Source organism: Paraburkholderia sp. A1RI_3L, from assembly GCF_048957895.1.
GTDB classification, from domain to species: Bacteria; Pseudomonadota; Gammaproteobacteria; order Burkholderiales; family Burkholderiaceae; genus Paraburkholderia; species Paraburkholderia kururiensis.
Genome location: NZ_JARCHA010000001.1, coordinates 545320 through 570724, shown reverse-complemented (window position 1 = coordinate 570724; position 25405 = coordinate 545320). Strand labels below are relative to the sequence as shown.

The 25405-nt window shown below is 65.1% G+C and carries 26 protein-coding genes; 14 read left to right on the top strand and 12 right to left on the bottom strand.

What is annotated here, in order from left to right; genetic code table 11:
- Positions 1–196: 196 nt before the first annotated feature.
- Positions 197–1777: a chromosomal replication initiator protein DnaA gene (gene dnaA / locus PXJ20_RS02765; RefSeq protein ID WP_017772326.1), complete on the bottom strand. Its 1581-nt coding sequence runs from the start codon at positions 1775–1777 to the stop codon at positions 197–199.
- Positions 1778–2344: 567 nt separating this feature from the next.
- On the opposite strand from dnaA, the gene rpmH reads away from it, so the two are divergent.
- From rpmH to yidC, 4 genes are all read left to right on the top strand, one after another.
- On the top strand, positions 2345–2479 hold the full coding sequence (gene rpmH / locus PXJ20_RS02760; protein WP_026120950.1) for a 50S ribosomal protein L34: 135 nt from the start codon (positions 2345–2347) through the stop codon (positions 2477–2479).
- Between the two features lie 17 nt (positions 2480–2496).
- Positions 2497–3078 (top strand): ribonuclease P protein component, encoded by a 582-nt coding sequence (gene rnpA / locus PXJ20_RS02755; RefSeq protein ID WP_421030127.1) that lies wholly within the window; start codon positions 2497–2499, stop codon positions 3076–3078.
- A gap of 193 nt (positions 3079–3271) precedes the next feature.
- Positions 3272–3523 (top strand): membrane protein insertion efficiency factor YidD, encoded by a 252-nt coding sequence (yidD, locus tag PXJ20_RS02750; protein WP_081601712.1) that lies wholly within the window; start codon positions 3272–3274, stop codon positions 3521–3523.
- Positions 3524–3531: 8 nt separating this feature from the next.
- The gene (gene yidC / locus PXJ20_RS02745; protein ID WP_421030126.1) at positions 3532–5190 is read left to right on the top strand and encodes a membrane protein insertase YidC; all 1659 of its coding nucleotides are present in this window, start codon (positions 3532–3534) and stop codon (positions 5188–5190) included.
- 133 nt (positions 5191–5323) lie between these two features.
- Here the strand turns inward: yidC and PXJ20_RS02740 are convergent, their stop codons facing one another.
- Positions 5324–5746: a transcriptional regulator gene (locus PXJ20_RS02740; RefSeq protein ID WP_421030125.1), complete on the bottom strand. Its 423-nt coding sequence runs from the start codon at positions 5744–5746 to the stop codon at positions 5324–5326.
- Between the two features lie 379 nt (positions 5747–6125).
- Between PXJ20_RS02740 and mnmE the strand changes: the two genes are divergently transcribed.
- Positions 6126–7526, top strand: a complete 1401-nt coding sequence (gene mnmE / locus PXJ20_RS02735) for a tRNA uridine-5-carboxymethylaminomethyl(34) synthesis GTPase MnmE (protein WP_421030124.1) — start codon at positions 6126–6128, stop codon at positions 7524–7526.
- 279 nt (positions 7527–7805) lie between these two features.
- Positions 7806–7991, top strand: coding sequence for a hypothetical protein (locus PXJ20_RS02730; protein ID WP_017772308.1), 186 nt, complete (start codon positions 7806–7808; stop codon positions 7989–7991).
- A 363-nt stretch (positions 7992–8354) separates the two neighbouring features.
- Here PXJ20_RS02730 and PXJ20_RS02725 read toward each other — a convergent pair whose 3' ends face one another.
- The 4 genes from PXJ20_RS02725 to PXJ20_RS02710 all read right to left on the bottom strand — a co-directional run bounded on the left by PXJ20_RS02725 (position 8355) and on the right by PXJ20_RS02710 (position 10333).
- On the bottom strand, positions 8355–8738 hold the full coding sequence (locus PXJ20_RS02725; protein ID WP_199544417.1) for a hypothetical protein: 384 nt from the start codon (positions 8736–8738) through the stop codon (positions 8355–8357).
- A 219-nt stretch (positions 8739–8957) separates the two neighbouring features.
- Positions 8958–9137: a hypothetical protein gene (locus tag PXJ20_RS02720; RefSeq protein ID WP_421030123.1), complete on the bottom strand. Its 180-nt coding sequence runs from the start codon at positions 9135–9137 to the stop codon at positions 8958–8960.
- A gap of 46 nt (positions 9138–9183) precedes the next feature.
- Positions 9184–9351: a hypothetical protein gene (locus PXJ20_RS02715; protein ID WP_017772305.1), complete on the bottom strand. Its 168-nt coding sequence runs from the start codon at positions 9349–9351 to the stop codon at positions 9184–9186.
- A 325-nt stretch (positions 9352–9676) separates the two neighbouring features.
- Positions 9677–10333 carry a LysE family translocator gene (locus PXJ20_RS02710; RefSeq protein WP_017772304.1) on the bottom strand — a complete coding sequence of 219 codons (657 nt, stop codon included), beginning with the start codon at positions 10331–10333 and terminating at the stop codon, positions 9677–9679.
- Positions 10334–10905: 572 nt separating this feature from the next.
- On the opposite strand from PXJ20_RS02710, the gene sap1 reads away from it, so the two are divergent.
- Both sap1 and PXJ20_RS02700 read left to right on the top strand, forming a co-directional pair.
- Positions 10906–11247, top strand: coding sequence for a surface attachment protein Sap1 (sap1, locus tag PXJ20_RS02705; RefSeq protein ID WP_017772303.1), 342 nt, complete (start codon positions 10906–10908; stop codon positions 11245–11247).
- A 431-nt stretch (positions 11248–11678) separates the two neighbouring features.
- The gene (locus PXJ20_RS02700) at positions 11679–12236 is read left to right on the top strand and encodes a YaeQ family protein (protein ID WP_126878950.1); all 558 of its coding nucleotides are present in this window, start codon (positions 11679–11681) and stop codon (positions 12234–12236) included.
- A 28-nt stretch (positions 12237–12264) separates the two neighbouring features.
- On the opposite strand, the gene PXJ20_RS02695 is transcribed toward PXJ20_RS02700, so the two are convergent.
- On the bottom strand, positions 12265–12690 hold the full coding sequence (locus PXJ20_RS02695; RefSeq protein ID WP_017772301.1) for a VOC family protein: 426 nt from the start codon (positions 12688–12690) through the stop codon (positions 12265–12267).
- A 521-nt stretch (positions 12691–13211) separates the two neighbouring features.
- Here PXJ20_RS02695 and ada point away from each other — a divergent pair.
- The 4 genes from ada to PXJ20_RS02675 all read left to right on the top strand — a co-directional run bounded on the left by ada (position 13212) and on the right by PXJ20_RS02675 (position 18029).
- Complete coding sequence (ada, locus tag PXJ20_RS02690; RefSeq protein WP_421030122.1) at positions 13212–14396, top strand: bifunctional DNA-binding transcriptional regulator/O6-methylguanine-DNA methyltransferase Ada; 1185 nt, start codon at positions 13212–13214, stop codon at positions 14394–14396.
- A complete protein-coding gene (locus tag PXJ20_RS02685; protein WP_421030121.1) occupies positions 14393–15352 on the top strand; it encodes a DNA-3-methyladenine glycosylase family protein in 960 nt (319 codons plus the stop codon). The genes ada and PXJ20_RS02685 overlap by 4 nt, the downstream gene beginning before the upstream one ends.
- Positions 15353–15685: 333 nt before the next feature.
- Complete coding sequence (gshA, locus tag PXJ20_RS02680; protein WP_421030120.1) at positions 15686–17302, top strand: glutamate--cysteine ligase; 1617 nt, start codon at positions 15686–15688, stop codon at positions 17300–17302.
- A gap of 226 nt (positions 17303–17528) precedes the next feature.
- Positions 17529–18029 (top strand): hypothetical protein, encoded by a 501-nt coding sequence (locus PXJ20_RS02675; RefSeq protein WP_017772297.1) that lies wholly within the window; start codon positions 17529–17531, stop codon positions 18027–18029.
- A 75-nt stretch (positions 18030–18104) separates the two neighbouring features.
- Here PXJ20_RS02675 and PXJ20_RS02670 read toward each other — a convergent pair whose 3' ends face one another.
- Positions 18105–19667, bottom strand: a complete 1563-nt coding sequence (locus tag PXJ20_RS02670; RefSeq protein WP_421030119.1) for a DHA2 family efflux MFS transporter permease subunit — start codon at positions 19665–19667, stop codon at positions 18105–18107.
- Positions 19668–19822: 155 nt separating this feature from the next.
- Positions 19823–20320: a MarR family winged helix-turn-helix transcriptional regulator gene (locus PXJ20_RS02665; protein ID WP_413212791.1), complete on the bottom strand. Its 498-nt coding sequence runs from the start codon at positions 20318–20320 to the stop codon at positions 19823–19825.
- 48 nt (positions 20321–20368) lie between these two features.
- On the opposite strand from PXJ20_RS02665, the gene PXJ20_RS02660 reads away from it, so the two are divergent.
- Together PXJ20_RS02660 and PXJ20_RS02655 are read left to right on the top strand one after the other, a co-directional pair.
- Positions 20369–20740: a hypothetical protein gene (locus tag PXJ20_RS02660; protein ID WP_411829031.1), complete on the top strand. Its 372-nt coding sequence runs from the start codon at positions 20369–20371 to the stop codon at positions 20738–20740.
- A 221-nt stretch (positions 20741–20961) separates the two neighbouring features.
- The gene (locus PXJ20_RS02655) at positions 20962–22626 is read left to right on the top strand and encodes an efflux transporter outer membrane subunit (protein WP_421030118.1); all 1665 of its coding nucleotides are present in this window, start codon (positions 20962–20964) and stop codon (positions 22624–22626) included.
- 7 nt (positions 22627–22633) lie between these two features.
- On the opposite strand, the gene PXJ20_RS02650 is transcribed toward PXJ20_RS02655, so the two are convergent.
- From PXJ20_RS02650 to gspL, 3 genes are read right to left on the bottom strand one after another with little or no spacing between them, the layout of a single operon-like run.
- Positions 22634–23413 carry a type II secretion system protein N gene (locus tag PXJ20_RS02650; protein WP_421030117.1) on the bottom strand — a complete coding sequence of 260 codons (780 nt, stop codon included), beginning with the start codon at positions 23411–23413 and terminating at the stop codon, positions 22634–22636.
- A gap of 22 nt (positions 23414–23435) precedes the next feature.
- Complete coding sequence (locus tag PXJ20_RS02645) at positions 23436–23939, bottom strand: type II secretion system protein M (RefSeq protein ID WP_413212788.1); 504 nt, start codon at positions 23937–23939, stop codon at positions 23436–23438.
- Entirely contained in the window at positions 23936–25387 is a 1452-nt protein-coding gene (gspL, locus tag PXJ20_RS02640; protein ID WP_421030116.1) for a type II secretion system protein GspL, read from the bottom strand. The genes PXJ20_RS02645 and gspL overlap by 4 nt, the downstream gene beginning before the upstream one ends.
- Between the last annotated feature and the right edge of the window lie 18 nt (positions 25388–25405).

Here is a 25405-nt window from a genome sequence, read left to right as displayed (position 1 = left end):
TTAAAACGGAACCACTTCCCCAAAATGGGGGTGTTCTGCGAAATAAACAGAGCTGGGCTGCACGGCCTGGCCACCCCGTCTCACCGCCCTTTCCGCATGCATTTTCACGGTACTGCCTGGCCGGGCGGCAGACCCGGTTGCAGGCGCGATTGGGGTGCAATTGAGGCGCAATTTGCAACAGTGGCAACCGGTCCTGCTATCCCTTCAACGTCTGTTCCAGCACATGCAGTTCGTGATTGAGCTGGGCGTCCTTGCTGCGCTCGTCGGCGATCTTGCGCACGGCGTGCAGCACGGTCGTATGATCGCGCCCGCCGAACAGCTCGCCGATCTCGGGCAGGCTCTTCTGCGTCAGCTCTTTCGCAAGGTACATGGCGATCTGCCGCGGCCGCGCGATGTTCGCCGGACGCTTCTTCGAGTACATGTCCGCGACCTTGATGCTGTAGAAATCGGCCACCGTCTTCTGGATGTTTTCCACCGAAATCTGCCGGTTCTGCACCGTGAGCAGGTCTTTCAGCGCTTCCTTGGTGAGTTCGATCGAGATCTCGCGGCCGTGGAACTTCGAGTACGCGAGGATCTTGCGCAGCGCGCCCTCCAGCTCGCGCACGTTCGAGCGCAGATGCTTGGCCACGAAGAACGCGACGTCCTCGTTCAGGCTCACGCCTTCCGACTGCGCCTTGCGCATCAGGATCGCTACGCGCATCTCGAGCTCGGGCGGCTCGATGGCAACGGTCAGGCCGGAATCGAAACGGGAGATCAGGCGGTCGTCGATGCCGGAAATCTCTTTCGGATACGTGTCGCTGGTGATGATCACCTGCGCCTTGTTGGCCACCAGCGCCTCGAACGCGTAGAAAAACTCTTCCTGCGTGCGCGACTTGCCCGAGAAGAACTGGATGTCGTCGATCAGCAGGAGGTCGAGCGAATGGTAGTAGCGCTTGAAATCGTCGAACGCCTTGCGCTGATACGCCTTCACGACGTCGGACACGTACTGCTCCGCGTGGATGTAGCGGATGCGCGCGCCGGGCTTGTCCATCAGCAGCTGGTTGCCGATGGCGTGAATCAGGTGAGTCTTGCCTAGCCCCACGCCGCCGTACAGGAAGAGCGGGTTGTACGAGATGCCCGGGTTGTCCGCCACCTGGATCGCGGCGGCGCGGGCGAGCTGGTTCGCCTTGCCGGTCACGAAGTTGTCGAAGGTGAGCACCGGGTTCAGCTTGGAGCGCTCGTAGGTGGGATCGGCTTCGTTGCTGGCCGCGCCCGCCGCGGCGCCGCCCGGGCGCCATGTACGGCGTGCCGCCGCGGCTTCGTTGGCGTCGAGGCTGGGGAGGTCGAGATCTGCGGCGTCGTCGGCGATCTGGTTTGCACCGTTGCCGGCCGTTGCCACCTGGGCGACCTGGGCTGCGGCGTGAGCCGCATGAGCGGCCTGCACGGCGCCGACGGCGGACTCCACGGCAGCCGCGCCCGGCCCTGCCGCGGTACCAAGCGGCCCAAGCGGCCCGAGCGGGGCACGTGGCGCCGCGGGCGGCCGCACGCCCCCCTTGGGATCGAGGACGAACTGGACATCGATTGGCGCCTGCCAGAACTCGCGCGCGAGATCGGCGATACGACCGGAAAACTGGCTCTTGACCCAGTCGAGCTTGAAACGGTTCGGCGCGGCAATGCGCAGCGTATTTGCTGCGGCGTCGAAGGCGACCGGGGCCAACGGTTTTATCCACGTCACGTACTGCTGGGGCGTCAATTCACGCTCCAGCAGTGCGGAACAGTGTTGCCAGAAATCGTTCATCAAGTTGCGTCGTTTTGTATGCACCGCCTCCGTCTGCTGCCTTCGTCGCGCGAACACAACGAGGCCCGGGCAGCAGGCGGACAACGCCCCGCCGGGCCCGCGCAGCAAGCGTTTGCGCAAGCGGGCCAAGCCGGAGCGTGGTGCAGGATTCTTGGGATCAAGGCGAGATTCTACCGCCAAAATGCAGGGGGAAGCGAGTTATCCACAGGGCCGGATCAAGGCCCGGCGCGGGGGGTTCAGGAAGGGCTCAGGCCTTTCGGGGCCATCTCGCAGCCGCCTGGACAGCTGCTGAAGTAGCGGCCTAAGCTATTGACGACCAAGAGAAAACCGGCTTAAATAGCGGGTTCCGCGAAAACCAAATCCCTTGACCTGCCGGTTGTCGCCTTGTGTGGCCGGTGTTAACAGTGATTAGCGCTGGTCATGCTGGTTATCGGCTGGTCGTAGCGTGAAATGCACGCGTGAGATGCGGCTGCCCATGCAGCCTTCCATGCGATTACCCGCAGCGATGTCCGCGCGGTGGATCCCGGCGAGCAGGCCGGCAACCGACTCTCGACAAGTGAGATCAACATGAAACGTACTTTCCAACCTTCCGTGACGCGCCGTAAGCGCACCCATGGCTTCCGCGTTCGCATGAAGACCGCGGGCGGCCGCAAAGTGATCAACGCCCGCCGCGCGAAGGGCCGCAAGCGCCTCGCCGTCTAAGGCGCGCTGCGAGCGGATTGCGCGCCGGTTCCGGCACTCGCGCCAGCGCGAAACCGGATCTGCGCGCCGCATCAGGCCCAGTTCCGTTGCAAGCGCAAGCCGCCTTTCCCAAAGCCGCAAGGCTGCTGAAAACGGATGAGTTCTCATCCGTTTTTCGTTTGCGCCCGTGGCGCCGTTCGGCGCACTTCGTGGTGTACGGCCGGCCCACCGGCAACGAAGCGCGCCTCGGCCTCGTGATCGGCAAGAAGTTCGCGCCGCGCGCGGTCACGCGCAATCTCGTGCGCCGTATTGCGCGCGAGATGTTCCGGGTGCGGCGCGCCGAGTTCGGCGGATGGGACGTGCTGCTACGTCTGCATACGCGCATCGACCGCAAGGCTTTGCCGAGTGCGTCCTCGCCGCCGCTGAAAGCGTTGTGCCGCACCGAGATCGGCATGCTGCTCGACAAGGCCGCTCGCGAGATCGCAAAGCGCGAAGCACGGGCGGCGCCGCAGGAGAGCCAGCCGACGTCGGGCGAGGCTGCGCAAACGGCGCGGCCCGCAGAGCCTGGTGCGGCAGGCACGGCCGGCGCCTCGGGCACCGGCAAGACAGCGCCGGCGTGACCATGACCGCGAACGATGTAACCGACCTGCTACGATCCAGGCCAAGCGCGAACGCTGCCACTGCAATTGCCGTCGCCGCACGAACGCCGACCGCTCCTGCGTGCCGAAGGCGCCCTCGGCTAAACCGGGGTAACCAGCGGGGCAGACAGCTCGCTATCCGCTCCACTTCGCGGCTTCACCTTGCCGCACTGCCATGCAAACGGTACTGATCGCATTACTGCGCTTCTACAAGATTGCCGTGAGTCCACTGCTCGGCAACCGGTGCCGCTTTTACCCCTCCTGTTCCGACTACGCGCGCGAAGCAATCCAGTATCATGGCGCCGCGCGTGGTACTTACCTCGCGGCAAGGCGTCTGTGCCGGTGCCATCCGTTTTCCGCGGGCGGCATCGATCTGGTCCCGCCACCTACTTCCCAAAGCGCTGACGCGCCACGCCATCGACACTGAGACAACGCATGGATATCAAACGCACCGTCCTATGGGTCATCTTCTTCATGTCAGCGGTCATGCTGTTCGACAACTGGCAACGCGACCATGGACGCCCGTCGATGTTCTTCCCGAGCGCGACGCCTACCCAGACCGCTGCAAGCGGAGCCTCCGGCGCCGCTGCGGCGTCGGCCACGCCGGAAGCCGCGCAGGCACTGCCGGCTGCCAGCGGCGCCGCACCCGCGAACACGGCGCCGGCCGCGCAGGCGCAGCTCGTGCATTTCCGCACCGACGTCTATGACGGCGAGATCGACACGCGCGGCGGCACGCTGGCCAAGCTCTCGCTCGTGAAGGAAGAAGACGGCAAGCCGAACCAGTACATCACGCTCTTCGACCACACGAAGGACCACACGTATCTGGCCCGCACGGGTCTCCTGGGCGGCGACTTCCCGAACCACAACGACGTCTTCACACCGGCCGCTGGTCCGCGCGAGCTCACCGGCAACGCGAATTCGTTCCAGCTGAGCTTCGAGTCGCCCGTGAAAGGCGGTGTGAAGGTCGTGAAGACGTACACGTTCACGCGCGGCAGCTACGTGATCGGTGTGGACACGAAGATCGACAACGTCGGCACTGCGCCCGTCACGCCGACGCTCTACATGGAACTGGTGCGCGACAGTCAGCCCGTGGAAACGCCGCGCTTCTCGCACACGTTCATCGGACCGGCGGTCTACACGAACGAGCATCACTTCCAGAAGATCTCGTTTAGCGACATCGACAAGAACAAGCAGGACTACGCGAGCTCGTCTGACAACGGCTGGGTCGCGATGGTGCAGCACTACTTCGCGACCGCGTGGATTCCCAAGCAAGGCGCGAAGCGTGACATGTACGTCGAGAAGATCGACCCGACGCTGTATCGCGTGGGCGTGAAGGAGCCGGTGGCGACCATCGCGCCGGGGCAGTCGGCCGACGTGTCGGCACGCCTGTTCGCCGGTCCCGAAGAAGAGCGCATGCTCGAAGGCATCGCGCCTGGCCTCGAACTCGTGAAGGACTACGGCTGGGTCACGATCATCGCGAAGCCGCTCTTCTGGCTGCTCGAAAAGATTCACAGCGTGGTGGGCAACTGGGGCTGGGCGATCGTGCTGCTCACCGTGCTCATCAAGGCCGTGTTCTTCCCGCTTTCGGCGGCGAGCTACAAGTCGATGGCGCGCATGAAGGAGATCACGCCGCGCATGCAGGCGCTGCGCGAACGCTTCAAGAGCGACCCGCAAAAGATGAACGCCGCGCTGATGGAGCTCTACAAGACCGAGAAGGTCAATCCGTTCGGCGGCTGCCTGCCGGTGGTGATCCAGATTCCGGTGTTCATTTCGCTGTACTGGGTGCTGCTCTCGTCGGTGGAAATGCGCGGCGCGCCGTGGGTTCTGTGGATTCACGACCTCTCGCAGCAGGACCCGTACTTTATCCTGCCGGTGCTGATGGCCATCTCGATGTTCCTGCAGACGAAGCTCAACCCCACGCCGCCAGACCCCGTGCAGGCCAAGATGATGATGTTCATGCCGATCGCCTTTTCGGTCATGTTCTTCTTCTTCCCTGCCGGCCTCGTGCTGTACTACGTGGTGAACAACGTGCTTTCCATCGCGCAGCAGTGGTACATCACGCGCATGATGGGTCAGAAGAAGAAGGCGGCCTGATCGCCGCACGCGTCGCAAAAAAAGCCGCCCGGCTATCAAACCGGGCGGCTTTTTCTTTTGGCTCGTCGCGTCGCCGTCGCGCTAGCCTGGGCGGCCAACCGCGTGCCAGTTCGAGCCAGCCAGCTTCCGCCGCTCAGCTTTTGCCGGCGTTGCCGTAGAACTCCGAAATGAGTTCTTCCAGGAGATAGCGATGATGCGGCGACAGCGCTTCGATCTTCGACGCCAGTTCCAGTGCTTCGGGCGAGAGCGGATACTTTTCGTCGCGGGGCCGTGGCTTCGGCACTGTTGTCGAGCCCGCGCTGCCCGAGGGCGGTCCGTAGTGCAGCCAATGCAGATCGACACTCAGCCATTCAGCGAGCGTGCGGAGTTTGTCTTCCTTTGGAATCGTGCGTCCGGTCAGCCACTTGTGGGCCGTTTGCGGCGATACTGGCTCACCGTGATAGCGCAGGTTGAAATGCATCGCGAGGTCAGTACCGCCGCGAAGCTTTTCGGGCGCGCGCTTCATCGCGAACTTGAGTCGTTCGGTAAAAGCGGCTTTTTCTTCGGGCGTTGGCATGGCGCGATTGTGCAATCCGCCTCATATGGTGCTAACAACCGGCCAGGCTATATTTAGTGCATTTACGCTATATATAGCCTGATTTGACGATTCTTTGATGCAAACTGGATTCAACTGGCCAATCCTCGCCGAGCCTTGCGGATGGCCGATCTCGTCACGAAGAGACAAAGTCGTCCATGCAATTTCGTCCCAAAATGCATTAGCTAATTCGAGATATCGGATCACCATTAGATATTCGACATGGTCGATTCGCCAAGCGCGCACTTCGCGTTCCTGGCCTCAACGGCGTGCGCGATACAATGCCGGGCGCTCTATGCTTGAAGCCGCCATACCCAACCCGCAGTTCGCCGCTCCACCGTTTTCGCTCTGATTCGCCACCATGCTCGCCACCGATTCCGATCCAATCGTCGCCATTGCCACTGCGCCGGGGCGCGGCGGAATCGGCGTAGTGCGCGTCTCGTTCGGTCGCGCCGGCGAGGCCGCCGCCCAGTTGCTGATGCAGGCCATCGCCGGGCAAACGCTCGCGGCTCGTCACGCGAGCTATGTGCCCTTCCTCGATGCAAACGGCAATGCGCTGGACCGCGGCATCGCGCTGTACTTCCCCGCGCCGCACTCGTACACCGGCGAGCACGTGCTGGAACTGCAAGGGCACGGCGGCCCCATCGTGCTGCAGCTGATGCTGCAGCGATGCATCGACGCAGGCCGCGAATTCTCGCTGCGCCTCGCCGAACCGGGCGAATTCACGCGCCGCGCGTTTCTCAACGACAAACTCGACCTGGCCCAGGCCGAGGCCGTGGCCGACCTGATCGAGGCCAGCACGGAAGCGGCCGCGCGGTCGGCCGGGCGTTCGCTCGAGGGCGCGTTTTCGCGCGATATCCACGCGCTCGTCGAGGACGTCATCGCGTTGCGCATGCTCGTCGAAGCGACACTCGATTTCCCCGAGGAAGAGATCGACTTTCTCGAAGCCGCGGACGCACTCGGCAAGCTCGCTCGCATCCGCGAGCAGCTCGCCCACGTGCTCGCTGAGGCACGGCAAGGCGCGCTTCTGCGCGAGGGATTATCGGTGGTGCTCGCGGGGCAGCCGAACGTCGGCAAGTCGTCGCTGCTGAACGCACTGGCGGGCGCGGAACTCGCCATCGTCACGCCGATTGCCGGCACCACGCGCGACAAGGTTTCGCAGACCATTCAGATCGAAGGCATTCCGCTCCATGTGATCGACACCGCAGGGCTGCGCGAGACCGAGGACGAGGTGGAGAAGATCGGCATCGAGCGCACGTGGAGCGAGATCGAACGCGCCGACGTGGTGCTGCACCTGCTCGATGCGCGCGTCGGCATGACCGATGAAGATCGCGCCATCGCGACGCGGTTCCCGGCCGCGGTGCCGGTCATCCGCGTACTCAACAAGAGCGATCTCACGGGTAAGGAGCCGGCCGTGAACCGGCTGGACCCCGCCGCCGAAGGCGACTTGTGCGAGGTGCGGCTCTCGGCAAAGCAAGGCGACGGCGTTTCGCTGTTGCGCGCGGAGTTGCTGCGCATTGCAGGTTGGCAAGCCGGCGCCGAAAGCGTGTACCTTGCCCGCGAACGCCATCTGATCGCACTGCGCGCAGCAGCCCAGCATCTCGAACAGGCAACCATGCACGCCGACCAGAACGCCCAGGCACTGGATCTCTTCGCCGAGGAACTGCGCCTTGCCCAGGAACAGCTGAATTCGATCACCGGCGAATTCACTTCCGACGATTTGCTGGGTGTGATTTTTAGTCGGTTTTGTATTGGGAAATAAGCTGTCGGGCAAGCGATGCCGAGGCTCACAAGAGCGTCACCGCAGCGCGATAGCTCATCGAATTGTCAGAAAGACAAAGCGCCGCGCAAAAGCCGAAACACAACCGCGGAAAAATGGAAACGAGGCGCTACAAAGGGAACGTCGCGGTCGTGATGGAGGCCTTGGCGCCACGGCCTCGGCGGGCGGTCAGAAACCGTACGGACGGTAATTTTCGGACACAACTACTACAGCGCGAAGGCGCTATTCTCGCCCTCCATGACTCAATGAGGAGCACGCATCATGGTGAGGCTACTGACGGTTCTCATGCTGGCGGCGGGACTCGCGGGCTGCGTCGTGGCCCCGCCCGGCTACTACGGCTACGCACCGGCGCCCGCGTACTACGGCTATGCGCCCGGTTACTACTACGGGCCGTCGATCGACGTCGGTATCGGCTTCGGCGGCGGACATGGCTGGCACGGCCGCTAATCCCAATGAGGCCAAGGGGCATCGGCAACGCGCCGATGCTCGCCACAAAAGCGCGCTGCGTGGGCAACAGCCAGGCACGCGCATTTGATCGTGCCTAACGTCGGCGGAAGTGTCCGCTTCTGGGATCGACGAAAGATGCAAAGGCGACAAGCGCGCCGATAGCGATCGGCGACGCAATCAGGACTGCGGTCAGCATGACTTGCCCCGTAACGAAACTGGTGGTCTAGACGTCTATGGCTTTTCGGTATTGTGGGCGAATCATCGGACAAGAGCGCCATCACGCCAATAGGGACCGCACATTACGTGAATTCCCTGCCGCAGCTTTGTTTCTTCATGCAGCCGGCGTGGGCTGTAGACATTCCTTCAATTCACCTTTTGCGCCCTGGCCTGCTGCTCGGAAAAAGCAAGCAGATCGCCCAGCGACTTGTGGAGGTCGCGCAGGCTTTGCAGCGGCAACGCGAATGCAAGCCAACCGAAACGTGTGTGGCGCAGTTGCAGCAGCGCGCCGCCCACGAACATCTCCGGCGCGACCCACCACCTCGGATCAAGCTGTGCCTGCACCTGCTCGCCTGCGATGGGGTCACGCGTGCGCACCGGCGGCTGCAGTTGTTCCCGCAGCAGGCCAAGACCTTCGATAAGCCGTTCGACGTGCTCGGCCGCGAGCGGCATAGCGGCATCGGCGCGCTGGCAGTTCATCGAGATGCGCCCGTCTTCGTCGATCAGGGAAACCGTCATTAAGGTGGTCATGCTGCGCTTCGTGCTGCCTGTGCTGCCGCGTGTGGATGGGAAAGAAGCGACCCGTCTCACCTGAGCGAAGCAACGGCCCATGAGTGTGACGCGGTGTGCCGCCGGGCGGGCATGCCGCGAGCGTGCGCGCCTATCGTACTGGCACGCCAGGAGGAAAACGAGAGTGAAGACCTTGCCAACTCTTGCCGCTGTGCGAACTCGTAAGAGCAGCCTTGAGAATTAACCGTGACGCGCACTTTGTCGGGCGTGCCCGGCATCGTGCCCGTCGGCCTCGCGGTGCGGCGAGCCATTGCGTTGGCGTGGCGGCACCGTTCCGCACAGTGTGGTCAGCGCGATGCTGAGCACCATGAGCGCAAACAGCGCGAGGAAGTACGTCATCCAGGAGAACTCGAACAACACGAGCGCCTCCTTCCCTCATACAACGATCTGATGAGACGCAGCGGAGTCAGTGGTGAATGAGACTGCGAACAGGATGCCGCCAGTCGATACGGCGCTGCTCCGTATCGTGGACAACACGTTGCCGATGTTCCTGCCAGAGCTCGTCCGAAAACAGGAACGCAACGATTAACAACGGCACGATGAGAAACGCGCCCAGTACCAGATGCTCGATCACGATAGCCTCCTGATCGCAGAGGAGCCGTGATTTTCATTCTAGACGGCCGCCGGCGAATTGCATCGTGGGCAAACACGCATTGCAGACAATCGGGCAGGCGCGGCGCGGCTTGTGGTCGTCCTGTCAAACGGCCGGCAAGCCGCGCGGTTATTGGCTGGGCGGGCCTTCACGGCGCGGCGGGAAGTTCGCGCCGAACCGGCTCCCTCCCCTTGATTGAATGTGTTGAAGACGCACGGTACGTCGTACGGCGAATGTCTATCGCGGCGACTGATGGTCCCATCGGATCTGCGTGCGCGCTGCCAGGTGAAACGTCAGCGCCCCTTGTTCAGGCCGCCGACTTTTTCCACACCGCTGCCAGTAGCCCGGCACCGATCAGCAGCGTGCCGCCGGTGCGGTTCACCACGCGCTGAACCTGTGCGCTGCGAATCGCGCTGCGGGCCGCCGAGGCGAGCATGGCGTAAGCAAAGGCATTGGCCGTAGCCAGCGTGACGAACGTCGCTTCGAGGACGACGATCTGCGGCCACGTTGGCGCGTGGGCGTCGAGGAACTGCGGCACGAATGCGACGAAGAAGATGATGCTCTTCGGGTTCAACGCAGTGACCGCGTACGCATGGGCAAAGATGCGGCCCGTGCGCGTTTCGGCAGGGGCCGGCATGCCGTCGGCGGGCGCACCGCTTTCCGTTGTGACCGCAGGCGCGGCCGGCGCGCGCCACAGCTTGATGCCCAGATACACCAGATAAGCAGCACCTACCCACTTGAGCGCGGTGAACAGCGTCGCGGACGCGGCAAGCAGGACGCCAAGTCCGAGCATGGACGCCGTCATCGAAGTGAGATCGCCGAGCGCGACACCGGCCGTGGTGGCGAGCGCATAGCGTCGGCCATGGCCGAGTGCATATGAAATAACGAGCAAGACGGTGGGGCCTGGGATGGCGATGAGAATGGCGGACGCGATGGCAAAAGGAAGCCAGTGAGCGAGGGTCATGAAAATCTCCGGGGAAGACGTTTGATTTATCCACGAAGCCGCGGCGTGCGCAAGTACACCAGACGGCCGGCAAGGCCAAACATGGAACGAACGGGTAAACCCTCGTTATTGGCATTCCCGACTGCATTCGTTTACCGCCAATTTATCGGGCTGACGTCATAAAACCGACGATATGGCATCCTTTTTATTCTGCATCCGATGCGTTATGAGACGCCTATGACGCGCGTTTCACATCCCATTCATGTGACTTTAGGTGCGGCGCGTCATTTTCTCTTGCGATTTAGTAAATCACTTAACTGGATTATCAGGTTAACGGTTTGGATCACGCACAGCCTTATAGCGCAAGCGTCAGAAGGCAGCTCCGGCGGAACGCAAGGCTATCGCTTCCCTTCTCCGGCCAGCATGTGCGGCTGCTTCGATACGTCGCATAGGGTGCGACAATTCGCCACTGTTGCGAACGCACACAAGATGTGCTTGCAGTCTTTTGCGCTTCTTCTAAATTGAAAGCTGCGGGAATTCCTTTGAAGTTAAATACATAGCTAACCTGAGCAAATTACCCGCAGGAGGCGAATATGAAGATGCTAGCCGGTTTGATTGTCGCAGCAGCGGGACTCGTTGCCGTTTCCGCCGTACAGGCGCAGGACACGGTAGTCAGGCCGCAACAAACCATTCAGTTCAAGCCAGGCTCCTACGGCTGTCTTTCGCGGGACAAGCTCGACGCGGTCAACGACCATCAGCGGGCGGGCGAACAGCAAAAGATGCAGGAGTTCTTCTCCGGCTTCGAATGCCTGTCCACCCCGGAAAACCAGCAATTCCGCGTCGTGCAGGTTGTCGGCCATGAAGTGGAATTCGTGAACGCGGGCAACACCGACCAGCAAGGTCTCTGGACAAACGACAGGTTCATCAAGCAATAACGCAGCTGTCGTTCGCTGTACGAGCGCGAAGCGGCGCCCAGGAGCGCCGCGGAGGGCGCGCACGGGCGGCGAGCAGTGACGAACGGTCTGGCCATTGCGCCAGGCCGTTTGTTTTTGTCCATCCTCTGCCGACTGGCAACCCGCCAGATCGCACGGCGTCGCGCAACCCACAAATCGCTATCTCGCCGTGAGCAATAACGGAAAGGCGCGCGGCGCGACGGCAAAGCGTCCGGTATCATCACGCGCCGGCGTTCAGTCTGAATGATCGAACGTCGTCTTCATGAAGGGCGACGCGCTGCGATCGCCTCCATCGTTGGGCCGGGAACAACGCGTGCTTTTCTCACTACATGAAACGCACGCTGTCGCGCCGGTCAATCGTGCTCCAAAGGCTCGAAATAAGACGGCCCGTTTTTACGGGTCCGGGATACTCCATGGCGCTCAAATCGACGATATACAAGGCCGAACTCCAGATCGCGGACATGGACCGCCATTACTACGCCGATCACGCGCTCACCATCGCGCGGCATCCTTCGGAAACGGACGAACGCATGATGGTGCGCATCGCCGCGTTCGCGCTCTTCGCGCAGGAACGGCTCGAATTCTGTAAAGGTCTCTCGGACACGGACGAGCCGGACCTCTGGCAAAAGGATCTGACGGGCGCCATCGAACGATGGATCGAGGTCGGCCAGCCCGACGAGCGGCGCATCGCCAAGGCCTGCGGCCGTGCCGAGGACGTAGTCGTGATCGCCTACGGCGGCCGTACTTCGGATATCTGGTGGCAGGGCGTCCAGACGCGGCTAGACCGGCTTCGCAACGTGACGGTTTGGTCGCTGGGCGAGGGCGTCGCGGCATCGCTTGGCGCGCTCGCGGAGCGCACCATGCGCCTCCAATGCACCGTGCAGGACGGCACCGCATGGCTTGGCAGCGCGACGACCGAGCCGGTGGCAGTCGACTGGACGGTGTTGAAGGCGCCGGCGAACGCGGCATAGCCGGCGAGGGCGGCCGCGCGGCCCAAACCTAGAGCGAAGTGGTCAGCGCGTCGTCGGGCGGCCCCTTGAGCTCCACCATGTTGCCTTCCGGATCGAACAGATAGAGCGACGGGCCGTAACCGTCCGCGCCGTAACGCACGCCCTGGGCGCCCACTTCGGCGCCGCCCGCCTTCAGATGCGCCACGAGCGCCTCGGCGTCGAACTGCTCGATGCGCAGACACAGATGGTCCATATTGCGACCGACGCCCGGCGTGCCGCTTTCAGGGCGGTCGATCCTGGCGCCCACCTGCAGCAGGTCGATCAGCGAGCGCCCCGCACGCAACTGTACGAGCCCCAGATCGCGCTGCTCCTTTTCGACGAAGCAGCCGAGCACGTCGCAGTAGAACCGCGCCAGCGCATCCAGATTGGCGGCCCGGATCACGACATGGTCGATCTCGCGGATGTGGATCTTCATCGGAAAGCCTCCTGCACGTTCGCGGCCGATAACGGCAGTGTAGGGGACGGGCGGAACGGTGGCACAGGCCGCGCGATCCGGGACACGGCGAGGCGCAAAGGCACGGGCCAGTGACGGCGGCGCAGGCCGCGACGCCGAGCGCCAACGGCAGCCAGCGGGTACGATGAGGCGCTACCGGGGAGGAAAGAGTCGGCCCGCGCAAACCCGGCCGAACCGGCCCGCGAGCCTTTCCTTAAACCTATGGACGAAAAAAAGCCCACTCAAGTGAGCGGGCTTAATCCATATCAGGAGGAGACATGGAGGAGACAGAGACCAATATACACAACGGGTTGGTGCGACGCAATGTTTTTTTAAGGGAAAACCCGTAACGATGTCGATTTGTCGCACTTTGCACACAGCGACCGTCCGACTAGTCCGAGGGAACCGGGCCGGCGCGGCAATGAAACCGCAAGAACCGGAGCGTACCGCCAACGCGCCGCCGCTACATTGGAAGCGTCCAAACACATTGCAGGGGCTTTGAGATGAAAACAGCCTGGGCAACCGATACAACCGATACAACCGATACCGAGCGCTGGGACGCCATTACCCGGCGCAACGCCGAAGCCGACGGCGCCTTTTTCTATGGCGTGCGGACCACGGGCGTGTTCTGCCGTCCGTCGTGCGCCTCGCGCCTGCCGCGGCGGGAAAACGTCCAGTTCTTCACGTCTGCCGACGCTGCACGCGCCGCCGGCTACCGCGAATGCAAGCGCTGCCAGCCGGGCGGTCTGCCGCGCGAGCTGGAGGTCGTCAATCGCGCGTGCGCCGTGCTGGACGCCGCCGCGCACGAGCGCCTCACGCTCGCGCAATTGAGCGACGCCGTGCACTTGAGCCCGTTCCATCTTCAGCGGCTGTTCAAGCGGGTGGTGGGCGTGTCGCCGCGGCAATATCAGGCCGCGCGCCGCGCCGCCGCGTTGCGCGACGCGCTTCAGCGGGGTACCGGCGTGACGCGGGCGAGCGTGGATGCAGGCTTCGGCTCGCCATCGCGGCTGTACGACAGCGCCGGCGCCGAACTCGGCATGACGCCGTCCGTGTACCGGCGCAAGGGCGCCGGGCTCGTCGTGCGCTACGCGAGCGCGCTGACAGCCCTCGGTTACGTGCTCGTCGCCGCTACGGACAAAGGCATTTGCCGGATCGCGTTCGGCGACGAGCCGGCCGCGCTTGCCGACGAGCTACGCGCCGAGTTCTCGAACGCCAGGCTGGCCGAAGACGCGGCGCGCATCGCGCCTTTCATCGCCCGGGTCGAAGCGTACCTGGGCGGCGAGCAGGAACGTGTCGAGCTGCCCCTCGACATCGCCGCGACCGCGTTTCAACAACGCGTCTGGGACGCCCTCCAGCGCATTCCGTACGGCGAAACACGCAGCTACTCGCAGATTGCCGAGGTTGTGGGCGCGCCTCGCGCGGTGCGCGCGGTGGCAAGCGCGTGCGCGTCGAATCCGGTGGCGCTGGCCATCCCGTGTCATCGCGTGGTGCAAAAGGGTGGCGCGCTCGCGGGTTACCGGTGGGGATTGCAGCGCAAAGCCGCATTGCTCGCCGCCGAGGCCTCGCACGGCGCAGCGCAGCCGGCCACGGCAGCGGGCAGGGGGAACGGCGATCCGGCGAGCAAGTCGGTGGCAAAGGCGGGCGGCAATCCAGTCACCGAGCCTGCTTCCTGGGATCACGCCGCTTGAGCGCCGCCATCCCGTCCACGACGTCGGCTACTTCCGCTGAAACGGGAAAAGCCACACTGGAGCTGCCGTTCAAGGCGCCTTATGACTGGCCGCGCTTACTGCGCTTCTTCGCCGGCCGCGCGACGCTGGGTGTCGAAGCAGTCGAAGACGGCGCGTACCGCCGCGCCATCGAATGGCACGGCGCCGAAGGCACGCTCACCGTGCGCCAACACCCGCGCAAACGCTGCGTCGTCGCGACGATCGAAGGCGCGGCGAGCCGTCACGCAGACGCGCTCGCCGCGCCCATCGCCCGCATGTTCGACCTGCGTGCGAACCCGGCGCAGATCCACGCACACCTTGGCGCCGACGCCTGGCTCGCGCCGCTCGTCGATGCCGCGCCCGGCCTGCGCGTGCCGGGCGCGTGGTCGGGCTTCGAACTCGTGGTGCGCGCCATCGTCGGCCAGCAGGTGAGCGTAAAAGCCGCAACGACGATCATCGGACGGCTCGTGCAGCGCGCCGGTTGCCGCATCCACGATCATCCCCACGAAAGCACGGCATGGCGCTTTCCGACGCCCACCGCGCTCGCCGCCGCCAACCTCGACAAGATCGGCATGCCCGGCAAGCGCGTCGCCGCGTTGCAGGGCTTCGCGCAGGCGGTGGCATCGGGCGACGTGCCCATCGACGATACGGCGGTCGCCACGCGCGACGCCGCCGCCTTGCGCGCGGCGCTGCTCGCGTTGCCCGGCATTGGTCCGTGGACCGTGGAGTACGTCGCCATGCGGGCCTGGCGCGACCCCGACGCATGGCCCGCCACGGACCTCGTGCTGATGCAGTCGATTGCCGCACGCGACCCGTCGCTCGCGCGCGCCACGCAGCAGCGTGCGCGCACCGACGCGTGGCGGCCGTGGCGCGCCTACGCGGCCCTTCATCTGTGGAACGAGGTGGCAGACCGGGCGGGCGCGGCGCGCGGCGGTTGAAGGCCAAGGCGCGTGTGTGTGCAAGCGCGGCAGTTACAGATGAAGCGCTACTGGCATCTATCGCATGGAGTCGCACGGATTCGCACGAAACGCGAACCGGCCTGTAAAACAAGGCAAAAACCGCGGCAAAGGTAAGGGCAACAAGCGAGGTCGGACCGCTCCGGCATGGCCGCCAGAGCATGCAACACACGGCACCGACCGCCCACGAGGGCACGCCAAGCAGGGCGCGTGGCGAGATGTTAAAGTGCCCGCTACCGAAAAATTTACCGCCCGCCGCAGCCTCGCAATCACGACGCGAACCGCGCACGGACGGTACCTGCCTGACCCGACTCAATGCCAGACACGACCTCCATCCGCACGAACGACGTTCTCTCGCAGCGCCTCTCCGTGCTGAGTGCCGGGCCGCAGCGCAGCGCGCTCACGCGCGGCTTGCGCGGCATCGAAAAAGAGAGCCTGCGCGTCACGCACGACGGCCGGCTCGCCATGACGCCGCACCCGGCGGCGCTCGGCTCGGCGCTCACGCATCCGTCGCTCACCACGGACTACTCGGAAGCGCTGCTCGAACTCATCACGCCCGCCGAACACGACGCCGCCGACACGCTCGCGCGCCTCGACGAACTGCATCGCTTCGTGTACGCCTCGATTGGCGACGAGATTCTGTGGAACAGTTCGATGCCGGGCCTCTTGCCCGATACCGACGACGGCATTCCCATCGCGCGTTACGGCAGCTCGAACATCGGCAGGCTCAAGTACGTGTATCGCGTGGGCCTCGCGTTGCGCTACGGGCGCACGATGCAATGCATCGCAGGCATCCACTACAACTATTCGCTGAACGAAGAAGTGTGGCGCCTGCTGCACGCGCATCACCAATCCACGGCAACGGCCGTCGATTACCAGTCCGAGCGCTACTTCGCGCTGATCCGCAACTTCCGCCGCACGAGCTGGCTGCTCATGTATCTGTTCGGCGCGTCGCCGGCGCTGGATGCGCGCTTCCTGCGCGGCCGTCCGCATACGCTGGAAACGTTCGACGCCCACACGCTCTATCGTCCCTACGCGACGAGCCTGCGCATGAGCGATCTCGGTTACTCGAACACCACGGGACAAGCCGCGCTGCATGCCGATTACGACACGCTGCAAGGCTACCTGGATGCACTCACCGAAGCGGTGAGCCAACCGTATCCGCCGTACGAAGCCATCGGCACGCATCGCGACGGCGAATGGATTCAGATCAACACGAACGTGCTGCAGATCGAAAACGAGTTCTACTCGACGATCCGTCCGAAGCGCATTACGTATCCCGGCGAGCGTCCGCTTCACGCGCTTGCCTCTCGCGGCGTGCAGTACGTCGAAGTGCGCTGCATGGACATCGATCCGTTCGAGCCTGTCGGCATTGCACTTCCCACGGCGCGTTTTCTGGACGCGTACCTGCTTGCGTGCGTGCTGGACGATAGCGCGCCGTTGCCACCCGAAGCCTATGCCGAGGCGAACCGCAACTTCGGGCGCGTAACGATGGAAGGTCGCAAGCCTGGGCTCGAACTCACGCGCGACGGCAAGGCGGTTTCCATGCAGGACTGGGCCGCCGAATTGCTCTCGAAGATCGACCTCGCCGCGGCCACGCTCGACGCAGCAGCCGGCAGCGACGAACACGCGCGCGCCGTAGCCATGCAGCGCGCGAAACTCGCCGACGCGTCGCTCACGCCATCGGCGCGCGTCTTGCACGCCATGCGTGAGCAGCAACAAGGCTTCCTGCAATTCAGCCTCGCGCAAAGCGAGCAGCACGCGGCGTTCTTCCGCGCAAGACCGCTCGATGCCGCCGCGACCGCGCAATTCGAGGCGCTGGCGGCGCAGTCCATCGAGGAACAGGCAAAGATGGAGCGCGAGGAAGCAGGCTCGTTCGATGCTTTCGTCGCCGCTTATCGCGCGTACACGCTGAACCGCTTCAGCGTCTAGCGGGGCGCCGCACAGCATGCCGCCATGTGCTTCGCGGCATCCATCGTGCGGCGAAGCGCCCATCAACCGCTTCGCATGAAACGCACGCGCCTTCGCGCAGTCCAACTTTCAAGAACACGAGCGCCACTCGGCTGACCCTGGTTGGCCTTGCCTGGCCTCAATCGGCACCAGCCGCGAACCCGCGCCAGCGCGGCTCGCCGTTCCGCTCAGGGAGGGCATGAACGCAATGAAACGAATCTTTCCGGCCTTGCTGTGCGTTGCCGCAGCCGCATGCACCACGCGCGGCGAGGTCAAGCCTGAAGTGATGCAGATCGCCACCACGCCGCTCACATGCACGAGCAAGTCTCAATGCGATGCCTGGTGGCAACGGGCCCAGACCTGGGTGAAGGACCACTCGAAATACGAGCTGCAAACGGTCAACGACTCGCTGATCCAGACCGCTGGGCCCGATGGCGGCCGTCGCGCGCTTGCATTCGAGATCACGAAAACGCCGAACCCCGACGGCAGCATGACGATCGGCTTCGCCGCGCATTGCGACAGTTCGCTCGGCTGCAAGCCCGACCCATGGAACGCAGGCGCCGACTTCAAAGCCTACGTGCGGGGCAGCGGACCGGGCATGCCCGCCACGCCACCTGCGCCAGCGGCCACGCAGAAGCCCGGCGCGTTGCCCGATCAACCGGCCGCGGCACCAGCGGCATCGTCAGACAGTTCTCCGGTCTCGCAATAGAGGCGGGACGGCCTCGAGCCTCAGTGAGCACGCCCGATCAAGCGCTTCATTCAACGCTCGAGGCCGCGCGCCCCATCAATGCCCCATGGACGCGGCCGCGCCCTTCTTCGGCCGCGTAATCCACACCAGCCCCGCCAGCACCAGAAAGGCGACGCACGAGATCCGGAAAAAGTCGTTGGTCGCCATCATGTAGCCCTGCTGCGTGATGATCTGGTCAATCTGCGCATTCGCACTCTGGCCCGCAACGCCCAGACTCGCGAGCGCGTTGCTGAACGAAGTCGTGGTCTGCGAATAGACGCTCACCGATTCGGTCAACACTGCGTGGTGGCGAATCGCGTCGTTTTCCCAGAACGTATTGCTGATCGCCGTGCCGATTGCGCCGGAAAGCGTGCGCAGGAAGTTCGATAGCCCCGAGGCGCTTGCGAGCCGCTCATCGGGCACGCTCGACAGCGTGATCGTTGTCATCGGCACGAAAAAGCACGCCACGCCGATACCCTGCACGAGCCGCGGCAAGATCACCTTGTCGAACGGCACGTCGAGGGTAAAGCTCGCGTTCCAATACGAGACGAACGCGAACACGAGAAACGCGAAGCACGCCACCACGCGCAGGTTCAGCCGGTCCATGTTGCGTCCGATCATGGGCGAGAGCACGAGCGCGAGCAGCCCCACCGGCGCGGTGGCAAGCCCCGCGAGGCCGGACGTGTAACCCATCACCGTCTGAAGCCACAGCGGAAAGATCACCACCGAGCCGAAGAACGCCATGTAGCCGAACGAGATGATCAACGCGCCGAGCGCGAAATTGCGGTCCTTGAAGAGCGAGAGGTCGACCACCGGCTCCTTTTCGGTCATTTCCCATACGAGCATGAACGCGATTGCGACCACCGCGATGATGGCGAGCGCCACGATGAACTTCGAACTGAACCAGTCGCGGTCCTTGCCGAGGTCCAACATCATCTGCAGGCACGACACGCCGATCACCAGCAGCGCGAGACCCACGGCATCGATGCGCTGCTTCGTCGTCTTCGTCTCGCGTCCGCGCAGAAGGAAAAACGCGCAGGTCGCGGAGAAGATGCCGATGGGCATGTTGATGTAGAAGATCCAGGGCCACGTGTAGTTGTCCGTGATCCAGCCGCCCATCACGGGCCCGAAGATGGGCGCGACGATCACCGTCATCGCCCATAGCCCGAGCGCGAGACCGCGTTTCTCGGGCGGATACGAGCGCATCAGGATAGTCTGCGAGAGCGGCACCATCGGCCCCGAAACGAGACCCTGCACGAGCCGGAACGCGATCAGCGTCTCGAAGTTGGAGGCAAACCCGCACGCCGCCGAAGCCAGCGTGAAGAGCAACACGGAGAGGGTGAAGAGCCGCACTTCGCCCACGCGGCGCGCGAGCCACCCGGTGAGTGGCACGGCGATGGCCGAAGCCACCGAGTACGACGAAATCACCCACGTGCCTTCGCTGTTCGCCACGCCGAGGTTGCCCGAAATGGTGGGCACCGCGACGTTCGCAATCGAGGTATCGAGCACCTCCATGAAGGTGCCGAGCGCGAGCCCGACAGTCAGCAGGGCGAGTGTGCCGCCGGAGAGCGGCGCGGGTTCCGCGGGCGCGGGCAGGGCGGATGAAGCGGTTGCGTTCATGGTCCAGTCTCTCGTTGGCCCGGCAGAATCCTGTCATGTCATGAATTCAGGCCGCGTGAGCGGCGCTGCATCCATGCAACAACACTTTCTGCCCAGACAGATAAATTCCGGCAATACGGCGCGCTGAGGTGTGATCGCGCACCGCCGTTACGTCATCAATGCGAATCTTTCCCGGCGGCTGCGGGGCAGCCGCCCGTGTCCACGTCGGGCGCGTTGGCGATGAACCGCGCAAGCAGGCCCATCAGCTGTGTCACTTCTTCTTGCGAAAAGCCGCGCAGTTGCTCGTTGAGCACGCGCGCGATGATGGCCGGCAGTTGCCGGGCCGCGTCCTCGCCGGGTGCCGTGAGCGCCAGCTCCACGACGCGCCGGTCCGTACTGCTCCGGCTGCGCGCGATGAGGCCCTTCTTCTCCAGCCTGTCCAGCATGCGCGTCATCGACCCGCTGTCGTACGAAAGCTCGCGCGACAGGTCATACGGCGTATTCGCGCGGCGCCACAGCAGCAACAGCATCACGCCGATCTGAGAAGCGGTCAGCCCAAGCGGCTCGAGCGCGCGGTCCATCCGCTGCCCAAGAACGTTGCGGGCCTTGGACAGGTAGTAACCGAGACTCGACTCGAGGTTGATGTCAGCCGGGTCGTAAGGGCCATCGCTCATCGACAAAGTTCCGCAGAGAACAACACGTCACCTGATTTGGCGCAGAGTATGTTGCAAATTAATTGCATAGTCAATATTATTGAAGGCAATCAATTACGCGCACCCGATTGGCCCGCGCGTGCAAGGATGTTCGCCATGCCGTACCTGAAAAACGCTCTCGGCGGCCTTGGCCGCTCTCTCACCGACATCGCGCTGGAGTCGCTCCAGAAGCCGGTGCGCTGGTGGAAGATCGCGTTGTACGCGGCGATGTTCGTGTTGCCGGGCGGCTCGCTGGCGGTGTTGTTCTTTGCCTGGGCCGAACGACGGCGGCAGCGCGAGGCGCGCCGCGGCGAGCCATGCCCCGCCGGTGCCGGCAAAACGCCCGCCTGCCGTGCGGCCACGCCCCATGCGCGGCGGTCGGCGGGCCGTAACGACGAGTAATCGTCGGACCAGCGCCGGTAACACATCCTTCACCTTCCCCGCATTAACCTTGCGGTTTCGCGCCGGTCTGCGCGCTGCGCTACCATTGCCCGATCGAATGCAGCAACGGCCGGAACGTGCCGGCCTCGCCGAACATGGGCGCGGCGGGTACGCCAGTGCCGCATTCGGCAAGCCCGGCCGGCGCCGCATGCGCGCCGCCCGCATCGACAGGAATTCATTGCATGCCGTTTCATCGAATCACGCGCGCGTCTGCCGCGGTGCCAGGTTCCGGACCGTCCAGCCGACCAGGCCAGCCGCACCTTGCCACGCTCGCGGTCATCGCCGCCGCTGCCGCGCTGCTCGCCGGCTGCGCCGTGGGCCCCGACTACCACCGTCCGGCCACGGCCGTTCCCGCCACCTACAAGGAAACGCCCGACGGCTGGAAAGTGGCGCAGCCCGCCGACCAGCACGACCGCGGCGACTGGTGGGCCATCTACAACGACGCGCAGCTGAACGCGCTGGAAGACAAGCTCAACCGCAACAACCAGTCGATCGCCCAGTTCGCGGCCGCGTATCGTCAGGCGCGGGCACTCGTCGGCGAGGCGCGCGCGTCGTATTTCCCCGTGATCACCGCGTCGGGTAGCGCGAGCCGTTCGCGCTCGCCACTGAGTTCCAGCAGCTCGTCCAGTTCGTTTTCTAGCGGCCGCTCGGGCGTCATCAGCAACAGCTACAGCGCCTCGCTCGACGCAAGCTGGGAGCCCGACCTCTGGGGCAAGGTAAGCCGCACCGTGGGCGCCCAGGAGGCGAGCCAGCAAAGCGCCGCTGCGGACCTCGCAAACGCGCGTCTCTCGGCCCAGGCCACGCTCGCGCAGACCTACTTCTCGCTGCGCTCGCTGGACGCCCAGCAGAAGCTGCTCGACGACACCGTCGCCGCCTTCCAGCGTTCCCTGCAACTGACGCAGAACCAGTACGCGCAAGGCGTGGCCGGCCGCGCCGACGTGATCCAGGCGCAAACGCAGTTGCAGTCGGCTCAGGCATCGGCCATCGACAACGGCGTGGCGCGCGCCCAGGACGAGCACGCCATCGCCGTGCTGGTGGGCGAACCGGCCTCTACGTTCTCGATTCCGCCCGCGCCGCTCGACGCCGTGCCGCCGCAGGTGCCCGTGCAGATGCCGTCGGCGCTGCTGGAACGTCGGCCGGACATTGCGTCGGCCGAGCGCAAGGCCGCCGCCGCGAACGAGGAGATCGGCGTGGCCATTGCCGCGTATTTCCCGTCGCTCACGCTGTCGGCAAGCGGCGGCTTCGAAAGCTCGGTGTTTTCGAAGCTGCTTTCCATGCCGTCGCGCTTCTGGACGCTCGGGCCGTCGCTGGCCGGCACGATCTTCGACGCGGGCCTGCGCCGCGCGCAGACGGAGGCCGCCCGCGCCGCCTACGACCAGCAGGCCGCTGCGTACCGCCAGGCGGTGCTCGCCGCGTTCCAGGACGTGGAAGACAACCTCGCGTCGCAGCGCATCCTCGCGCAGGAAATCGTCGTGCAGCAGCAGGCGGTGGAATCGGCGAAGCACGCGCTCGACATCATCACGAACGAGTACAAGGCGGGCACCGTGGCGTACTTGAACGTGCTCACGGCGCAGACCACCGCGTTCACGGCCGAGCAGAAGCTGGCGAGCCTTGCGGGGCAGCGGATGGTGTCGTCGGTAGGACTCGTGAAGGCGCTGGGCGGCGGCTGGGACGTCGCGCAGATGGATCGCGAAACGGGCGACGTGATGGCGCCCGCGGCCGCGCCGGCTTCGACGCCGGCCGCGGCGGGGCAACAATCTCCGGGTGCCGCGCCAGCCGGCGCCGGGTCGAGCCAAACGCAGGGCCAAGCGCCGAGCCAAACGTCGGACCAAACCCCAGCGAGTTGAAAAACCGTCAGCGGAAGAACACCAGCGCGACCGTTCCCGGCCCCGTGGGCCGCCCCAGCAGATTCAGCAAACCTGCCAGGTTGTCGCGCTGGTCGGGCGTCGCGCTCGCGGTGCCCTGAAACGAGGTTGACGCCGGTGACACCACGCCGTGGCCCGCGAGCATGAGCGGACCCTTCAAGGTGGAAAGATCGAGCGTCGACGAAACGCCCTGCGCCTGAAACACCACCTGGTACGTCCCCAGCGGCTTCACGAGCGACACGCGCGAACTCATGTCGTCGAGCGTGATGGTGAGACGGCCGAACGCTTCGTTGCCGAAGGTGCGCCAGTCGGTCCAGGCGAGCCGCACGTCGCCTTGCAGATCGAGCGTATTGAACGGCGCGCCCAGGCCGCTCAGCAGCGAAGCCGGCACCGCCATCGCGCCCGCCGAAAGCACGGCGCCACGCGTGGTGGCATCCACGGTGACCGGGTCCGGCATCGCTTCGCTCTGGCGCATGCGCATCTGCACGCGCCCCGTGAAAAGCGGCCAGAACGCCGTCTGCCATTCGATGCGGCCCGGCAGCACCGTAGCGCCGGTCTCGTCGGGACCGGCCGCGAGCATCAGCGAGGCCGAACCGTGCCACAACGAACCGGCCGGTTCCACCAGGTTCACGTGCCCGTGCGTGGCCTTCGCGAACTGCGGCGCAATCCACGCGGCCGGCAACATGGCGAGCAGCACGATGCTGCTCGAAAGCACGGCCACCACGAGCCATGGCAGCGCGGCGCGCACATGGCGCATCCAGAAGCTCATGCGAAATCCTGTGCGTCGGCCATCAATGGACGGACGGCGGCTGTAGCGACGCAGTCAGGTCCACCTGGCCGTCGGCCTTGAGCGCCGTCACGTGGGCCTCGGAAACCTGCACCTTGAACTGCTTGCGCGCGTCGTCGAGCCAGGCTACCCACGCCGGGAACGGTGCGTTCTTCATCTGCACCTGCACTGCGTTGCCGATCACCTGCACCTGCGCGGGCGGCAAGCCGTGATCGTTGAGCGAGGCGGACAAGGCGTCGCGCAGCGCGATGCCGGTGGGCGCCACGCCCTGCGCCGCGGCCGAGAGCGTGCGCGCCTCGTTGGCCTGCGCCGTCATCTGCGCGAGCTGACGCTGCATGGCGGGCAGCGTCTCGCGCAGCTGCGCGCGGCCATCCTGGGCCGGCGACCACAACACCGACCAGCCGATCACCACGGCCAGCACTGCGCCGCCCCACGTGATGAGCTGCTTTTCGCGCGCCGTGCGCACTTCCCAGAAACGGGCCCAGGCTTCTGCGAGTGCCGACTTCATGATCCGCTCCTGATGGTCCACTTGCCCGTGTTGCTATCGATGGCGCCCGAGAGTCCGTTGCGTTCCAGCCGTTTGCCGAAGTCGGGGTCCACCTTGACCTCGGGCTTGAAGGTCACGTCGAGCCGACGGTCGTGGTAATCAAGCGCCGCAATGCCGTTGACGGGCACCGGCCCCAGCGAACGCGCGAGCCCATCGGAGAGCGAAAGAAAGTCCGCGGGCGACAGCTCGCCCGCCGCCACACGCAGTTGCTGGAGCTGGCGCGACATCTGGTCGGGCGCGTCGAGCACGACCGTCGTCTTCGGGAACGCGTTGAGCAGCGTTTCGGTCATCTGCGCGCTGAGCGTGTCGCGCTGGCGCGCCATCATGAGCCACTGCACGTTCGCGCCGATGATCGCCGCCACGAGCGATGCCGCCACGAGCGCGAGCGGCAGCCTCAGGCGGCGCAGCGTCGCGCGGTCGAGCCGCCACGGCTGCACCATGAACTCGAACTGGCACAGGTCGAAGCGACTTTCCGGCGCACGGCGCGCGAGCGCTTCGAACGTGAGCGGCCGCGCGTTGGGCACGGGCGGCATCGCTGCCGACGAAGCCAGTTGCGGTTCGCCCGGCAGGTCCGTCAACGTGTAGACGGTGAGCGGCGCGCCGGCCGCGAGGGCGTCGAGGGTCGCCGCCGCGCTGGAGGCCGGTACGGCGAGGCCTTCGCCCTGCGCGCCACGCGCCACGGCAAGCTCCACGCGCGGCGCGGCGGCCGTGGTGGTGCCCGCGATGATTCCCGTGATAGCGGCTGTTTCGGCGTCCGCCGCATCGGTGAAAAGGGCGGCCGAAACCTGTGCGACCTTACCGAGCAGCGCGGCCACCACCGGCGTCGCAGCAATCGTATCGAGCGCGGTTTCTTCGGCAAGCGCTGTGTCGGCACCGCTTGCGCCTACGTCGCTGCGCCCCGCCTGCGCCGTCTTGCCCGGCTCAGCGGCTTCACCCGCAACCGGCGCGCCGGGCGCCACTGCTTCGCCCGCAGCCGGCAGGCACCGCGTCACCGGCACCGCGTGCAGGTTGCGATGTCCGGCAGACGTGAAGGCGTCGACGAAAAAACGAAACCACGCGCGGTCGATCACGGCCACGATCTGCCGGCCGTCCGGCAGCGGCTGCGGGTCGAGTGCGAGGTGGCAATGCTGGGGGTCCTGGATCAGGTGGTCCTCCACCACGTTGGGCAGCGCCTGGCGCAGGCGCGGCCCCTTGAGCGGCGGCACGGCGGCGGGAATCATCAGCACGTCGCGCGCGGCAATCATCAGCACCGTTTGCGTGGCGCGCGGCAACAGCGCAAGCGCTGAGCGGCCCGCCCGCTGCGTGCGCCCCGCCTTGTCGACGAGCAGGAAAGGCAGCTCCGGCAGTTGCCATTCCTGCGAGGGCACGGCCGGATCTCGTGGCGGCATCAGGACAATCAGCGTGCTCAAAGGCCTCTCCCGGCGATA

What these genes read in the sequence shown, in the direction of transcription:
- dnaA (WP_017772326.1), bottom strand. Translation starts at nt 1,777, where the DNA reads ATGAACGATTTCTGGCAACACTGTTCCGCACTGCTGGAGCGTGAATTG.
- rpmH (WP_026120950.1), top strand. Translation starts at nt 2,345, where the DNA reads ATGAAACGTACTTTCCAACCTTCCGTGACGCGCCGTAAGCGCACCCAT.
- yidD (WP_081601712.1), top strand. Translation starts at nt 3,272, where the DNA reads ATGCAAACGGTACTGATCGCATTACTGCGCTTCTACAAGATTGCCGTG.
- yidC (WP_421030126.1), top strand. Translation starts at nt 3,532, where the DNA reads ATGGATATCAAACGCACCGTCCTATGGGTCATCTTCTTCATGTCAGCG.
- PXJ20_RS02740 (WP_421030125.1), bottom strand. Translation starts at nt 5,746, where the DNA reads ATGCCAACGCCCGAAGAAAAAGCCGCTTTTACCGAACGACTCAAGTTC.
- mnmE (WP_421030124.1), top strand. Translation starts at nt 6,126, where the DNA reads ATGCTCGCCACCGATTCCGATCCAATCGTCGCCATTGCCACTGCGCCG.
- PXJ20_RS02730 (WP_017772308.1), top strand. Translation starts at nt 7,806, where the DNA reads ATGGTGAGGCTACTGACGGTTCTCATGCTGGCGGCGGGACTCGCGGGC.
- PXJ20_RS02725 (WP_199544417.1), bottom strand. Translation starts at nt 8,738, where the DNA reads ATGACCACCTTAATGACGGTTTCCCTGATCGACGAAGACGGGCGCATC.
- PXJ20_RS02710 (WP_017772304.1), bottom strand. Translation starts at nt 10,333, where the DNA reads ATGACCCTCGCTCACTGGCTTCCTTTTGCCATCGCGTCCGCCATTCTC.
- sap1 (WP_017772303.1), top strand. Translation starts at nt 10,906, where the DNA reads ATGAAGATGCTAGCCGGTTTGATTGTCGCAGCAGCGGGACTCGTTGCC.
- PXJ20_RS02700 (WP_126878950.1), top strand. Translation starts at nt 11,679, where the DNA reads ATGGCGCTCAAATCGACGATATACAAGGCCGAACTCCAGATCGCGGAC.
- PXJ20_RS02695 (WP_017772301.1), bottom strand. Translation starts at nt 12,690, where the DNA reads ATGAAGATCCACATCCGCGAGATCGACCATGTCGTGATCCGGGCCGCC.
- ada (WP_421030122.1), top strand. Translation starts at nt 13,212, where the DNA reads ATGAAAACAGCCTGGGCAACCGATACAACCGATACAACCGATACCGAG.
- gshA (WP_421030120.1), top strand. Translation starts at nt 15,686, where the DNA reads ATGCCAGACACGACCTCCATCCGCACGAACGACGTTCTCTCGCAGCGC.
- PXJ20_RS02675 (WP_017772297.1), top strand. Translation starts at nt 17,529, where the DNA reads ATGAAACGAATCTTTCCGGCCTTGCTGTGCGTTGCCGCAGCCGCATGC.
- PXJ20_RS02670 (WP_421030119.1), bottom strand. Translation starts at nt 19,667, where the DNA reads ATGAACGCAACCGCTTCATCCGCCCTGCCCGCGCCCGCGGAACCCGCG.
- PXJ20_RS02665 (WP_413212791.1), bottom strand. Translation starts at nt 20,320, where the DNA reads ATGAGCGATGGCCCTTACGACCCGGCTGACATCAACCTCGAGTCGAGT.
- PXJ20_RS02660 (WP_411829031.1), top strand. Translation starts at nt 20,369, where the DNA reads ATGTTGCAAATTAATTGCATAGTCAATATTATTGAAGGCAATCAATTA.
- PXJ20_RS02655 (WP_421030118.1), top strand. Translation starts at nt 20,962, where the DNA reads ATGCCGTTTCATCGAATCACGCGCGCGTCTGCCGCGGTGCCAGGTTCC.
- PXJ20_RS02650 (WP_421030117.1), bottom strand. Translation starts at nt 23,413, where the DNA reads ATGAGCTTCTGGATGCGCCATGTGCGCGCCGCGCTGCCATGGCTCGTG.
- PXJ20_RS02645 (WP_413212788.1), bottom strand. Translation starts at nt 23,939, where the DNA reads ATGAAGTCGGCACTCGCAGAAGCCTGGGCCCGTTTCTGGGAAGTGCGC.